Here is a 14,266-nt window from a genome sequence, read left to right on the forward strand (position 1 = left end):
TGAAATTTGAACTTGGTGCGGATATGCCCCTCATCCGACTGCCGCCACCTTCTCCCTGCTCGCGGGGAGAAGGTGTATGCCGCGGCGTCTTTTCCGCTCTCGACGCTTGGTCGGGCAAGTCCCCTCGCCCCGTTTACGGGGAGAGGGTCAGGGTGAGGGGCAACCAACCAATATGAACTGATTTAGGAAAGCCCCAGCATCCGCCGGTTGGCCGCCTGGTCTGTGCCGCTGCCGGCGAAATCGTCGAAGGCTTTCTCGGTGACGCGGATGATATGGGCGGCAACGAATTCGGCGCCTTCGCGGGCACCGTCCTCCGGATGCTTCAGCGCACATTCCCATTCGACCACCGCCCAGCCGTCGAAATTATTCGCCGTCATCTTCGAAAACACCGCGCCGAAATCGACCTGGCCGTCGCCGAGAGAGCGGAACCGGCCGGCGCGTTCGACCCAGCCCTGATAGCCGCCGTAGACGCCCTGGCGTCCGGTCGGATTGAACTCCGCATCCTTGACGTGGAACATCTTGATGCGGTCCTTGTAGATGTCGATATTGTCGAGATAATCGAGGCACTGCAGGACATAGTGCGAGGGATCGTAGAGCATGTTGGCGCGCGGATGGTTCTTCACCCGCTCTAGGAACATCTCGAAGGTGATGCCGTCATGCAGGTCCTCGCCCGGGTGGATCTCGTAGCAGACGTCGATACCGTTCTCGTCCGCATGGTTGAGGATCGGCGTCCAGCGGCGGGCAAGCTCGTCGAAGGCAGTCTCGACCAGACCGGCAGGACGCTGCGGCCAGGGATAGATGAAGGGCCAGGCAAGCGCGCCAGAGAAGGTCGCATGCGCCGTAAGCCCGAGGTTCTTGGATGCGGTCAGCGCCATCTTGACCTGCTCGACCGCCCATTCCTGACGCGCTTTCGGATTGCCACGCACCTCCGGTGCAGCAAACCCGTCGAAGGCTTCGTCATAGGCCGGGTGAACGGCGACGAGCTGGCCTTGCAGATGGGTGGAGAGTTCGGTGATCTCGATGCCGTTTTCGCGCGCCTTGCCGGCGAATTCGTCGCAATAAGCCTTGGATGTGGCAGCCTTCTTCAGATCGATCAGCTGGCTGGCCCAGGTCGGCACCTGGACGCCCTTGTAACCGATGTCGGCCGCCCATTTGGTGATGGCGTCCCACGAATTGAAAGGAGCAGTATCGCCCGCGAACTGGCCAAGGAAAAGGCCGGGGCCCTTGATCGTCTTCATGTCAGATTCCTCCCTGAATATCGACCGTAAACGTTTCTGAAGTGTTGTAGCACGCTATTTGGCGGGAGCAAGGCGCCTCCTCGCCCTTGCGTCGAATTTGGCGCGAGGCCAAATGCGATATGGCTGCGAGCTAATCATGATGGGCTTTGGCGGGCAAGAGGTACGTGCAGCATTTTCGGCCAGCCGCTGTATGGAAGCATAAAAAATGCGCCCATCCTTTCGAATGGGCGCTTGTCTCAAGTCGATGGATTAGAACGGCGAATCCGGGAAATAGAAGTCCTTGGCATTCTCCTTGGTGACGAGCGTCGCATCCAGAATGTAGCTGCCATGAACCGGAACCTGATCGTAGAGGGCCGCCGCCGTCAGCTCCATTGCCGTGCCGACCATTGCCGGCGGATAGAGAACGTCGACGGGGATCATCTTGTCGCCGTCCATGACCTTCTTGACCATGTCCTTGGAGCCGGCGCCGGCGACGACATACTTGATGTCTGTGCGCTTGGCCTGCTCGATCGCCTGAAGAACGCCGACGGCCATGTCGTCGTCCTGGCACCATACGACGTCGATCTTCTGGTACTTGGTCAGGTAGTCCTGCATGACCTTGAAGGCATCGTCGCGGTTCCAGTTGCCATATTGGCGGTCGAGAACCTTGACGTTCGAGCCGGCAATGCCCTTATCGAAGCCGTCCTGGCGCTGCTGATCGATCGGGATCGGCAGACCGCGGATGATGACCACTTCGGCGTCCGGCGTCGTGTCCTTGATGTACTTGCCGGCGACTTCGCCGAGAGCCGGGTTGTTGCCGGCGACATAAAGGTCGCGCACGGAATTGTCATTGTTGCTCGGCGCGCGGTCGACGAGGGCGACGAACTTGCCTTTGGCCTTGACTTCCTTGATGGCGTTGACGAGCGGATCCGGGTCCGACGGCAGGATGACGAGGGCGTCGATGCCTTGCGTATCGAGATCCTGCACGGCGTTGGCCTGGCTGGCGGCGTCCGGCGAGGTCTTGACGATGACGTTGAGACCGGGATGTTCGGCCATCAGAAGCTTGGCGACGCGTTCGGCATGGAACACGACGCCCGACGTCCAACCGTGGTCGGCGGCCGGAATGGATACGCCGATCGTGAATTTCTTGTCCTGGGCGTGAGCGGCGCCGGCGAACGTCACCGCCGCAACCGCCAGACCCAACATCAATTTACGCATGCTATTTCCTCCCAATAAGGTCAGGGACTTTTCCATACGGGACCGGACGCCCTGTAAGTCCGGTCAATTCATGATTTGGCAATTCAGGCTTTGCGCACCAGCGAGCGCTGGACGAACATGGCGATGATGATGATTGCACCCTGGATGGCGCCGATCAGATACTCGCTGATGAAATTCGAAAGCAGCATGATGTTGCCGACCAATTCGAGAATAAAGGCGCCGCAGATCGTGCCCCAGACCCTGCCCGCGCCACCCTTGAGCGCCGTGCCGCCAACGACGACGGCGGTGATCGCCTGCAGTTCCCACAGGATACCTGTCGTCGCCGAGGTCGAGCCAAGACGGGGAACGTAGAGCAGCACGGCAATGGCGACGCACAATCCCTGGATGACGAAGGCAATCGTCCGCACACGGTTGACCGCGATGCCCGAATAGCGGGCGACATCGCTGTTTGATCCGACCGCGACGACGTGGCGCCCGTAACGGGTGCGGTAGAGGATGAAGGCAGCAACCGCCGTCACCGCCAGGATCACTACGATCGGCACCGGTATGCCGGCGATATTGCCGAAATAAGCAGGGCGATAGAGCGTCTGGATATCCGCGGAGCGAAGCGTGATCGCGCCGCCCTGCGACAGCCATGTCGTCAGGCCGCGATAGATGCCCATCGTGCCGAGCGTCGCGATGAACGGCTCGATCCTGCCGACCGTCGTGATCAGGCCGTTCGCCAGGCCGCAGAGTGCGCCGGCAACCATGGTGAAGACGACCGCGACCACCAGCATCAAAGCCGGGTTTTCGATGGCGCCTGAGTTCATCAGCAGGATCATCAGGCTGGCGACGAAGGCCACCATCGAGCCCACCGAAAGGTCGAGATCCCCCGCTGATATCACGAAGGTCGCACCGACCGCGATAATGGCGATGAATGCGCTTCGCGTCGCGACATTGGCAAGGTTAGTGATGCCGATGAAATTAGGGTTGACCAGGGCTCCAACGATCAGCAGGAGCGCCAGGGCGACGAAGGGCGCGACCGCACGCAGGTCGACATCCCGCCAGGATCGGCGCCGGATTTCCCTGGTCTCCTCGTTGACACTCATTTCCAAAACCAACCTCCCGTCCCATATTTTCTGGGAATCTTAATGTGTCGCCCTGATCGGCAAAGCCCTGCTTCAGCCTTCAGGCAGCCGCCTTCTTCTTGAGCCCGGCGGCGTAACGCATGATCTCCTGCTCGGAAATCTCCTCGCCCTCGAGCACGCCGACGATACGCCCTTCGCGCATCACCGCCACTCTCGTGCAGAGGCCGATGACCTCCGGCATCTCCGACGACACGACGATGATTGACCGGCCGTCCCGGGCGAGTGCCGAGATGAAATGATAGATCTGCTGCTTGGTGCCCACATCGATGCCGCGCGTCGGCTCGTCGATGATGATGATCTGAGGTTCGGTCTCCATGACCTTGGCGAGCAGCAACTTCTGCTGGTTCCCCCCCGACATCCGGCCGGCGACGATATTGCTGTCGCGAACCCTGATATCGAAGCGGCGTTTGGCCTTTGCCATCGCGGCCGCCTCGCTGCCCGGGCTGAGATAACCGTGGCGAGCGTGCCTTCCAAGCGATTGCAGTGTCAGATTGGTCACCATGCCGGAGCGCAGCAAGAGGCCTTTCGACTTGCGGTCCTTGGTCATATAGGCGAGCCCGCAGCGATTGGCGGCATGGACGTCGCCGGAGGGAACCGTTTCGCCCTTGATGACCACCTCGCCCTCGAGACGGGTCCGCAACCCGGCGATTGCTTCCATCAGCTCGGTGCGGCCGGAGCCGATCATGCCTGAAAAACCGATGATCTCGCCCTTGCGCACCTCGAAGCTCGCGTCATTCACATAGCCCGTGGACAACGACGCGACCCTGAGGACAATCTCCTCGTCGATATCAGGCTCGACCTTGGCGGGATAGAGGCTGGAGAGTTCGCGGCCGACCATCAGCTGCGCGATCGATTCCCCGTCCAGAACGGATGTCGGTGAAGTCTTGATCCATTGGCCATCGCGAAGGACGGTGACCCGGTCGGTCAACTCCATCACTTCGTCGAGTTTGTGGGACACGAAGACGAAGCTGGTACCCTGGTCGCGAAGTTTGCGAACCTGCTTGAACAGCATGCTGGTCTCTTCACTCGACAGCACTGCGGTCGGTTCGTCCATGAACACCACGCGCGCATCGCGGCTGATTGCCTTGGCGATTTCGACCATCTGCTTGTCGGCGATGGAAAGTGTGCTGATCAGCGCATTCTCATCAACATGCGAACCGAGCACATTGAGAACCTTGCGTGTCTCCGACCGCATATATTTGCGATCGAGCACGCCGAAGCGCGTGACTTCGCGCCCGAGAAAAAGGCTCTCCGTCACGGTCAAATGTTCGGCGAGGTTGAATTCCTGGTGAATGATGACGATGCCGAGCGCCTCGGCGGCGCCATTCGGCGGCAGGACGACCGGCTTGCCGTCGAGCAGTATTTCGCCGGAACTCGGCTGTTCGAAACCGGACAATACCTTGACGAGCGTGGATTTTCCGGCGCCATTTTCACCCATGAGTGCATGGATTTCGCCGGCGCGGAGATCGAAGTTCACGCTGAAGAGAACCTGCACTCCACTGAAGGATTTGCATATGCGCCTGGCGGACAGCACCACGGGTGCGGTGTCGGCAGCTTCCACAGTCATCCGGTCCTCCCAAAGCGGCATCCCACCCGCTCTGGGGCTTATGTAAACCTTTACATACATCATGTAAAGGTTTACATCGTTGATTTACACAGATCAGTTGAAGCATGCCTTTGACCTCTCGACAAGTCTGTGTAGTGTCGCGGCGAAGACAGCCCCAAGGCAGAGCCAAGTGTCGAATTCCACGCCCGCAACCATCGAAGACGTCGCCCGGATCGCCGAGGTCTCCATCGCGACGGTTTCCCGGGCAATCCACATGCCGGAGAAGGTCGCCAACTCCACCCGCCTCAAGGTCAACCAGGCGATCGCCATCACCGGCTATACGACCAACGCCATGGCGCGCAGCCTGAGGCTTGGCCGCTCCAACATGATCCTCGTCGTGGCGCCCGATATCGGCGATCCCAATTTCTCCAACATTCTCGTCGGGCTGGAAAACGAAGCGCGAGCTCACGGCTACGGCATCCTGATCGGCCACACGCAGAACGATGCGCAGCGCGGTCTGGAATATCTGAAATTCTTCAATTCCAACCAGGCGGCCGGATTGATCCTGTTCACCGGCATCCTGCCCTTCGGGCATCAGACCATGACCGCGCGGCTGCCGCCGAGCGTCGGCGTTTTCGAGCCCGTCTTCAACGGCGGCATTCCCTATGTCGGCGTCGACGACACCGAGGGCGCTCGCAAAGCGGTGGATCTGCTGCTGGCCGAAGGGCATCGCAAGATCGCCTTCATCGGCGATTCGCGCACCCGGCTTGCCTATACCAGACGCCGCATGGGTTACGATGCCGGTCTCGACGCAGCAGGCATCCCGCCCGACACCAGGATCGTGCTCGAAGGCGACGGCACGATCGAAAGCGGGCGGCATGCGGTCGAACAGCTTTTCATGCGCGACACGCTTCCAACCGCCTTCATGTGCGTGAACGACCAGACGGCGATCGGCGTCATGATTGGTCTCGGCGCGCGAGGCTACGACATTCCGCGGGATTTCTCGGTGACCGGTTTCGACGACGTGCCGCAGGCCGTCTTCATATCCCCACCGCTGACCACGGTCCGCCAGCCGAGAACGGCAATCGGCAAGCAGGCAATGGCGCTGCTGCTGGAACTTCTGTCCGATGGCCGGCCGGCCGAAACGGAAATCCTGCTGAGGCCGGATCTGGTGGTTCGGAACTCAGTCTCGGCGCCGTCGCGCAACTGGTCGAAGCGTTGAACCCATATCGCTGAGCGCTTAAGGCGCATTTAGCCGGCAAAATTGCGCCGGCGACCAATGGCCGCCGACGCACTTTATCAAACGTAACGGTTGACGATGTTCTCAAGCAATTCCTGCTTGCCCGACCTTGGCTGCGGGTTGACGTCGTGGCTCTCGACATAGTGGGTGATCTCATCCAGCGAATACTCGCCGCGGAAGAGCTTCTGCGCCTCGGCAGATTCCCAGCCGGCATAACGATCGGCGAGCGGCTGCGACAGAGCCTTGTCCTCGATCATCTTGGCGGCGGCCTTCAGGCCGCGGGCGCAGCAATCCATGCCGCCGATATGGCCGATCAGCAGATCCGCCGGGTCGAGAGACTGGCGGCGAAGTTTCGAGTCGAAGTTGGTGCCGCCGGTCTTGAAGCCGCCGCCAGCCAGAACATGGTAATAGGCGAGTGCCATTTCGGGAACATTGTTCGGGAACTGGTCGGTATCCCAGCCGGACTGGTAGTCATTGCGGTTCATGTCGATCGAGCCGAAGATGCCGAGAGCATTGGCAAGCGCCAGCTCGTGCTCGAAGGAGTGGCCGGCAAGGATCGCGTGGCCCTGCTCGATATTGAGCTTCACCTCATTTTCAAGGCCGTGCTTCTTGAGGAAGCCGTAGACAGTCGCGACGTCGTAGTCATACTGGTGCTTGGTCGGCTCCTGCGGCTTCGGCTCGATCAGGATCGTGCCCTTGTAGCCGATCTTGTGCTTGTATTCGACGACAAGGTTGAGGAAGCGGCCGAGCTGATCGAGCTCGCGGCCGATATCGGTGTTGAGCAGCGTCTCGTAGCCTTCACGGCCGCCCCAGAGCACGTAGTTTTCGCCGCCGAGCTTCTGCGTGGCGTCGATGCAGGTCTTTACCGTCGCGGCTGCGAAAGCGAAGACGTCAGGATCCGGATTGGTCGCAGCGCCCGACATATAGCGGCGGTGGGAGAAGAGGTTCGCCGTGCCCCAGAGCAGCTTGGTGCCGGTTGCGGCCTGCTTCTCGGCGAAATAATCGACGATCTCGTTGAGGTTTTTAGTGTTCTCGGCAAAAGTCTTGCCTTCCGGACGCACGTCGGCGTCATGGAAGCAGTAATAGGGCGAGCCGAGCAGCGAGAAAAATTCGAAGGCGACGTCGGCCTTGAGCTTGGCGGCCTTCATCGTGTCCTCGAACCAGGGACGCAGGAAGGTCTGCCCGCCGAAGGGATCGCCGCCCGGCCAGGTGAAGGTGTGCCAGTAGGCCACCGCAAAGCGCAGATGGTCTTCCATGCGCTTGCCCATGACGATCTCGTCCGGCTGGTAATAGCGGAAGGCCAGCGGATTGGTGCTGTCCGGGCCTTCGTATTTTACTTTCTGAATATCGCCGAAAAATCCGGTGCTCATTTTGGTTCTCCTTGGGTTCGTATCTGTTGGCAGTTCCGAATTCTTGTCTACGCCAGGGCCCCCTCATCCGCCTGCCGGCACCTTCTCCCCGATGGGGAGAAGAGACTCGCTGCGGCGCTTCTTTTCCCTTCTCCCCTGGGGGAGAAGGTGGCCCGAAGGGTCGGATGAGGGGGCCGCCGTCTCAGTTCTCAGTGCGCCAGCGACTTGATCGCCGGGTACAGCGCACGATAGCGCTTGTAAGCATCCTCATACGCGCCGCTCAGCGACGCCACCGGCTCGATCGTGCCCGCCGTCACCGGCGGCGTGCAGACCGTGATCGGATCTGCGCCCGTTGCCGCGATCAGGCCGAGGCGGGCAGCGCCGAAGGCCGCGCCGAAATCGCCGTCGGCCGGCAGATCGACCGGAACGCCAAGCGCGGTCGCGATCGACGCCAGCCAGTAACGCGAGCGCGAACCGCCACCGATTGCCGTGACGCGGGATATGCCGGTGCCGGCCGAACGCAGCGCTTCGAGATTGTCGCGGATGGCGAAGGCGACGCCTTCGAGCACCGCCTGGGTCAGAACGACACGGCTGCTTTCATGTTCAAGGCCGATGAAGGCGCCGCGGATGACGGCATCATTGTGCGGCGTGCGCTCGCCGGAGAGATAGGGCAGGAAGGTGACGCCGGTAGGCGCCTTCAGCGTTTCGCCGAGTTCGCCGGTGAGATCGGCGGCCGACTTGCCGGTCACGCCGGAATGCCAGTTCAGCGCATCGGTCGCCGATAGGATGACGCCCATCTGGTGCCAGGTGTTCGGCAGCGCGTGGCAGAAGGCATGCACGGCGCTTTCTGGCTTCGGCAAATAGGAACCGTTGGCGGCAAAAAGCACGCCTGATGTGCCGAGCGAGACGAAGGCGGCGCCATCGCTGACCGTGCCCATGCCGCAGGCCGAGGCCGCGTTGTCGCCGGCACCGCCGGCAACGACGACATCACCTGATATACCCCATTGCGCCGCCAGTTCGGACCGCAGCTTACCAGCCTGCTCGGTGCCTTCGACGAGCGCCGGCATCTGCTCCTCGGAAAGCTTGGTGGCGGCCAGCAGTTCGGAGGACCAGGCGCGCTTGCCGGTGTCCAGCCAGGAGGTGCCGGCCGAATCCGACATTTCCGAGATATAGTCGCCGGTCAGCCAGAGACGCAGATAGTCCTTCGGCAAGAGCACCTTGGCGATCTTGCCGAAGACATCGGGCTCATGCTTTTCGATCCAGGCGAGCTTCGGCGCCGTAAAGCCGGGGAAGACGATGTTGCCGGTGAGCGCGCGAAAGCGCGGATCGGCATCAAGTGCCGCGGCCTCGACGTAGCTGCGCGTATCGTTCCAGAGGATGCAGGGGCGCAGGACCTTGTCGGTAGCATCGATGAGCGTTGCGCCATGCATCTGCCCGGAAAGGCCGATGCCCTTGATCGCCGCCAACTCCTTCGGGTGTTTTGACTTGAGGCCGGCGACAGCCTCCTCCGTGGCGCGCACCCAGTGGGCCGGCTCCTGCTCCGACCAGCCGGAATGCGGACGCGACACGTCGAGCGAACCGTTGGCCGAGCCGACGATCTTCTGATCACCGTCGATCAGCATCGCCTTGACGCCGGAGGTTCCGAGATCGAGACCCAGATACATGTGGTGTTTCTCCCTTTGCCGTTACGGCAGATTGTCTTTCAGGAATATGTCGAGGCGGATGCGCTCCTGCGCTTCGATGACGGCAAGTCCGTCCGCCTTGGCTTTCAGCACCCGGATCGCGCTGCGCACCTCATGTCCGGCATCCTGATTGAGGATCGCATCGATCGTGTTGTCGATGAGTGCTGCGCGTGTATGGGCGGTCAGTTCGTGGGCAATCACGGTCAGCACGCGGTCGACGGCCTTCTCCTTCAGCGCTCGGATCAGGCCGCGATTGCCGGCGCCGAGGCTGTAGACGCCGATGATGCTGGCATGTCTGGAGAGCGCGTCGGCGACGAGCATATGGGCGACCTCGGGGTCGTCGCGGCCTTCGAGAACCGGCAGAATCGCAAGAGCCGGGAATTCCTCGGCCATGACGGCGGCGAAGCCCTCCAGCCGCTCGCGATGGTCGCGCACCAGCATGGAGCCGGCGAGCACGGCGATTTCGCCCTTTCGCGACCCAAGAAATCGCCCGAGCAGCCGGGCGGCTGTGCGACCGGCGGCGATATTGTCGACGCCGGCATAGTGATGGCGTAGCGACCCCGTGAGATCGGACACCAGGGTGACGATGGGAAAGCGCTCGCGCACCAGCCGGTCGACGGCGGCGCGCACCTCAGGCGCATCGGTCGCAACCAGTGCGATGCCACAAGGCTTTTCCCGGGAAAGACCCTCGAGCACGGAGACAAGGGCGGCGGGATCGAAGGCCGGCACCTCAATGGTACGGATGTCGGTGCGTTCGGCCGACGAGCGGAGGACCGCCTGTCGAATCTCGGCGTTGAGACCGTGCATGAAGGAATTGTCGCTGGCCGGCAGGATGAAAACCAGCGGATAAGTGCGCCCTTTGGCAAGATTGGCGGCGGCGACGTCTCTGACATAACCGAGCTCGCGGATCGCGGTCTCGACCTTTTCCCGTGTGACGTGGCGCACACCGGGACGCTGGTTGAGAACCCGGTCGACAGTCGCCAGACTGACACCGGCGGCGGCGGCGATATCGTGAACAGTTGGCCTCATCATTCCTCCTGACGAGACCATTACCGCCAATTTTGATGTACGTAAATCAAAAAATCGAACGGGCTGGTTTCCGCATCGTTTTCCCGGCATTTCCTCTTCGCTTCGGACCGATCCAGCCAGCAGCCGGAAAACACCAACAAAAAGGCCCTCCGGAGAGGGTCTTTTCAAGGGGTGGCAGGCCGGAGGTCAGTGGCCGCCACCGCCTCCCCCGCCTTGCGGCGCAGGTTTCTTGATCATGGCGACGCCGAGGATCATGGCAAGGAAGAGTGCGGTCAGGATCAGGAACACGTCACTAAAGGAAAGAATGATCGCCTGTTTGGTGGCAAGGCCGACCATCTGCTTGATCGCAACCGAGGCGCCGTCCATGCCATATGTGTTGAAGTTGGCGGCCATGTTGTTCATCTGGTCGATCGCCGCCGGATTGCCCCAGTCCATATTCTCCCGCAGCCGCTCGTAGTGCACGTCCTGCCGGTTGGTGAGCACGGTGTTGATGACCGCGAGGCCGACGGCGCCGCCGAGGTTTCTGGTCAAGTTGAACAGGCCGGAAGCGCCGCGGATGCGCGAGGGCGGCATCGTACCGAGTGCGATGTTGTTGATCGGCACCATGCACATCATCAGCCCGAAGCCGCGCAGGATCTGCGGGATGAAGAGTTCGTAGAAATCCCAATCCGCCGTCAGATGCATCATGATGAAGGTGCCGGCGGCGAAGCTGACGAAGCCGATCACCATCATCAGGCGCAGGTCCATCTTGGTCGACAGCCGCCCTGCGATGGGCGCGGTGAAGAACATCGCAAGTCCGGAGACAAACATGGTCTCGCCGATCATCAATGAGTCATAGCCGCGGATGCGCCCGAGATAGACCGGGTAGATATAGGTGAGGCCATAGAGGCCGATGCCCATGACGAAGGAAAACACCGAACCGAAGGAGAAATTTCGGTTCGCAAAGGCCTTGAGGTCGACGACCGGGAAATCCACCGTGAAGGCGCGATAGAAAAAGACGATGGCTGCAGCACCGGAAGCGACTGCCGCTATGGTGATGTAGCTGTCGTTGAACCAGTCGTTGGAATTGCCCTCTTCGAGCACATATTCAAGGCCGCCGAGGAAGACGCCCATCGAGAACAGCCCCCACCAATCGAACTTCTTGAAGAGCGACAGTTCCGGCTTGTCGAAATCGATGAAGTTCCAGGTGACGATCGTGACGATGATGCCCGGAATGATATTGACGAGGAACAGCCAGTGCCAGGAGAAGGCGTGGCTGAGATAGCCGCCGACGGTCGGGCCGATGGTCGGCGCCAGCGTGGCGATCAAGCCGATGATCGGCGAGACGATGCTGCGCTTCGACGGCGGGAAGATGGTGAAGGCGGCCGCGAAGACCGACGGGATCATGCCGCCGCCGATGAAGCCCTGGATGACCCGGTAGACGATCATCTGGTCGATATTCGTCGCGGTCGCGGCAAGCGCGCTCGCCATGGTGAAGCCGGCAGCCGAGATCGCGAAAAGATAACGCGTCGAGATGATGCGCGCCAGCGTGCCCGAAAGCGGGATCATGATCACTTCGGCGATCAGATAGGACGTCTGCACCCAGCCGATCTCGTCGCTGCCGGCCGAAAGGCCGGCCTGGATCTCCGCAAGCGAGGCCGAGACGATCTGGATGTCGAGGATCGACATGAACATGCCGACCACCATCGCGAAGAAGGCGATAAGCTTCTTCGGATCCATGCGCTCGTCGGCATGGGCGGGTGCCGCCGGCATCATTCCCGCCGTTGCTGTCGCGCTGCCGGCCATCAGATCACCTCTGCCTTTCCTGAAGGCTTACTTGCTCGGCGCCGTACGGGTGTCGACATCGACGACGACGCTCAGGCCCGCGCGCAGACGGCCGCTGTCGAGTGCATCCTGCGGCAGCGCAATGCGCACCGGCACGCGCTGGATCACCTTGGTGAAGTTGCCGGTAGCGTTTTCCGGCGGCAGCAGCGAAAAGACCGAGCCGGAAGCCGGCGAGATCGACTCGACGATGCCGACGATCGGATGGTCGTCATAGGCATCGACATGGACGTTGACCTTCGAGCCCGGCACCAGATGCTGGATCTGCGTTTCCTTGAAATTGGCGTCGATGTAGAGCTGGCGCACCGGAACGAGCGCCATCAGGCGCTGGCCGGGAGAGACGAGGTCGCCTTCCTGGACGGAGCGGTTGCCGACAATCCCGTCATAAGGCGCCTTGAGCACGGTGAAGGAAAGGTCACGGACGGCCTTGTCGCGCGAGATCTCAAGCGAACGGACCGAGCCTTCGGCTTCCTTGCGCTGGGCCTGGAGGATGGTGATGTTGGCCTGTGCGGCGGTGATGTTGGCGTCACCGCCAGCAAGGTTGGCCTTGGCCTGGTCGAGGGCGATATTGGCGTTGTCGAGATCGGCGGCGGTGCCGACCGACTTCGCCTGAAGGTCGCTCTGGCGCTTCTGGGTGATCTCGGCACCGCGAACGGCCGCTTCGAGTGCCACCTTCTGCGCCTGCGCCTGCACGAGGCTCGCATTCGCGCCTTCGATCTGCGCGTCGATACGCTGCAGAGAAAGCTGTTCGGTGACGATCTGGGCCTGGGCCAAGTCGAGGGCGTTCTGATAGTCGCCGTTATCAAGCGTGGCAAGAACGTCGCCCGCTTTGACTTCCTGGTTGGCGACAACGTTCACCTTCGCCACGTAGCCCGTGACCTTCGGCGAAATCGTTGCGATATCGCCTTCGATATAGGCGTCGTCGGTCGACACCATGAAGCGGCCGTTCGTCCACCATTCGTAACCATACCAGCCGCCGCCCGCGAGAAGGGCGAGCACGACGATCGGCAGCACAAGGCTGCGGCGCTTCTTCGCAGCCGCGGGTGCGGTGACCGAAGCCGGCGCCGACTGCGCGGGAGCTGAAGGAACTTCGCGGGCTTCCGCCGTCGGAGCTTCTACGGCCGCGACATCGGCCTTTACCTCTTCGGTCCCGGCGTTTTCGCTGACGATACGCGCGACGTTGCTCTTCTGGTTGCTCGACATGGCCACTTTACCGATCTGGAGTAAATAATCGAACTGAACGGTTCGGTTCAGTTGACTTAAACCTGTTTTATCGTCATATCAAGATGCATAGAACCAATCGGTTCGATTTCTTTTAAAGAACATGCGAAACCGTCAACACGGTTAAGAGGACATGACGCTGACACCCGACCACGCCGCCGTATTCAGTCCTCCCGCTGCCGGAGGCCGATTTGCCGCAGGCGAAGATCCGGCCAAGCGCCAGCAGATCCTCGCCGGCGCCAAGCGCGTCTTCATGAAGATGGGCTTCGACGCCGCCAGCATGAACGACGTGACCCGCGAGGCCGGAGTCTCCAAGGGAACGCTCTACGTCTATTTCACCAACAAGGAAGAACTGTTTTCGGCGATGATCGAGACCGAGCGCGCCGCCTTCGTGGCGGCTGTGCGCACGGCGCTTGCCGAACATGACGATCCCGAAGCCGGCCTGTACGAATTCGGGATAAGCTTCGTTACCCATATGACCGATGAAAAGGTCATCAGCGCGATGCGCACCGTGCTCGGCGTTCGAGACCGCATGCCTGAGCTCTGTCAACGCTTCTTCAAGGGGCCGGTCAATCTGCGCACCATCATGCGCGATTTCCTGGAACGCCATATCGCCGAAGGCACACTCGAGATCGATGACATCGATCTCGCCGCCGGCCAGTTTCTCGATCTTGCCAGCGGCAGTTTCTTCAAGCTGCGCCTGTTCGGAAGCATGGAAGAGCCGCCGCCGCTTGACGAAATCGAGCGCGTCATCCGCGGCGCGATCCGGGTCTTCATGGCCGCCTACGGCGCGCGCCGGCACGAGACGGCCTGACT

At 61.4% G+C, this 14,266-nt stretch carries 11 protein-coding genes; 2 read left to right on the top strand and 9 right to left on the bottom strand.

The genetic code is table 11. The features are described 5' to 3' along the window. Positions 1 to 182: 182 nt before the first annotated feature. From HFO71_RS24540 to HFO71_RS24555, 4 genes are all read right to left on the bottom strand, one after another. Positions 183 to 1,238 carry a sugar phosphate isomerase/epimerase family protein gene (locus tag HFO71_RS24540; protein WP_029871833.1) on the bottom strand — a complete coding sequence of 352 codons (1,056 nt, stop codon included), beginning with the start codon at positions 1,236 to 1,238 and terminating at the stop codon, positions 183 to 185. Positions 1,239 to 1,487: 249 nt separating this feature from the next. Continuing rightward, positions 1,488 to 2,435: a substrate-binding domain-containing protein gene (locus tag HFO71_RS24545; RefSeq protein ID WP_025396077.1), complete on the bottom strand. Its 948-nt coding sequence runs from the start codon at positions 2,433 to 2,435 to the stop codon at positions 1,488 to 1,490. An 83-nt stretch (positions 2,436 to 2,518) separates the two neighbouring features. Beyond that, a complete protein-coding gene (locus HFO71_RS24550) occupies positions 2,519 to 3,523 on the bottom strand; it encodes an ABC transporter permease (protein ID WP_025396078.1) in 1,005 nt (334 codons plus the stop codon). 79 nt (positions 3,524 to 3,602) lie between these two features. Further along, the gene (locus HFO71_RS24555) at positions 3,603 to 5,129 is read right to left on the bottom strand and encodes a sugar ABC transporter ATP-binding protein (RefSeq protein ID WP_077979446.1); all 1,527 of its coding nucleotides are present in this window, start codon (positions 5,127 to 5,129) and stop codon (positions 3,603 to 3,605) included. A gap of 169 nt (positions 5,130 to 5,298) precedes the next feature. Between HFO71_RS24555 and HFO71_RS24560 the strand changes: the two genes are divergently transcribed. Continuing rightward, a complete protein-coding gene (locus HFO71_RS24560; protein WP_077979445.1) occupies positions 5,299 to 6,330 on the top strand; it encodes a LacI family DNA-binding transcriptional regulator in 1,032 nt (343 codons plus the stop codon). A gap of 77 nt (positions 6,331 to 6,407) precedes the next feature. On the opposite strand, the gene xylA is transcribed toward HFO71_RS24560, so the two are convergent. The 5 genes from xylA to HFO71_RS24585 form a co-directional block, all read right to left on the bottom strand. Then, on the bottom strand, positions 6,408 to 7,718 hold the full coding sequence (xylA, locus tag HFO71_RS24565) for a xylose isomerase (RefSeq protein WP_077979444.1): 1,311 nt from the start codon (positions 7,716 to 7,718) through the stop codon (positions 6,408 to 6,410). A 188-nt stretch (positions 7,719 to 7,906) separates the two neighbouring features. After that, positions 7,907 to 9,361: a xylulokinase gene (gene xylB, locus HFO71_RS24570; protein WP_077979443.1), complete on the bottom strand. Its 1,455-nt coding sequence runs from the start codon at positions 9,359 to 9,361 to the stop codon at positions 7,907 to 7,909. Positions 9,362 to 9,382: 21 nt separating this feature from the next. Continuing rightward, complete coding sequence (locus HFO71_RS24575; RefSeq protein WP_077979442.1) at positions 9,383 to 10,408, bottom strand: LacI family DNA-binding transcriptional regulator; 1,026 nt, start codon at positions 10,406 to 10,408, stop codon at positions 9,383 to 9,385. A 186-nt stretch (positions 10,409 to 10,594) separates the two neighbouring features. Continuing rightward, positions 10,595 to 12,193: a DHA2 family efflux MFS transporter permease subunit gene (locus HFO71_RS24580; protein WP_077979441.1), complete on the bottom strand. Its 1,599-nt coding sequence runs from the start codon at positions 12,191 to 12,193 to the stop codon at positions 10,595 to 10,597. Between the two features lie 27 nt (positions 12,194 to 12,220). Then, positions 12,221 to 13,432, bottom strand: a complete 1,212-nt coding sequence (locus HFO71_RS24585) for an HlyD family secretion protein (RefSeq protein ID WP_077979440.1) — start codon at positions 13,430 to 13,432, stop codon at positions 12,221 to 12,223. Between the two features lie 151 nt (positions 13,433 to 13,583). Between HFO71_RS24585 and HFO71_RS24590 the strand changes: the two genes are divergently transcribed. Beyond that, positions 13,584 to 14,264: a TetR/AcrR family transcriptional regulator gene (locus HFO71_RS24590; protein WP_025396084.1), complete on the top strand. Its 681-nt coding sequence runs from the start codon at positions 13,584 to 13,586 to the stop codon at positions 14,262 to 14,264. Positions 14,265 to 14,266 lie beyond the last annotated feature (2 nt).

Origin of the sequence: Rhizobium laguerreae, assembly GCF_019778565.1 — a bacterium.
GTDB classification, from domain to species: Bacteria; Pseudomonadota; Alphaproteobacteria; order Rhizobiales; family Rhizobiaceae; genus Rhizobium; species Rhizobium laguerreae.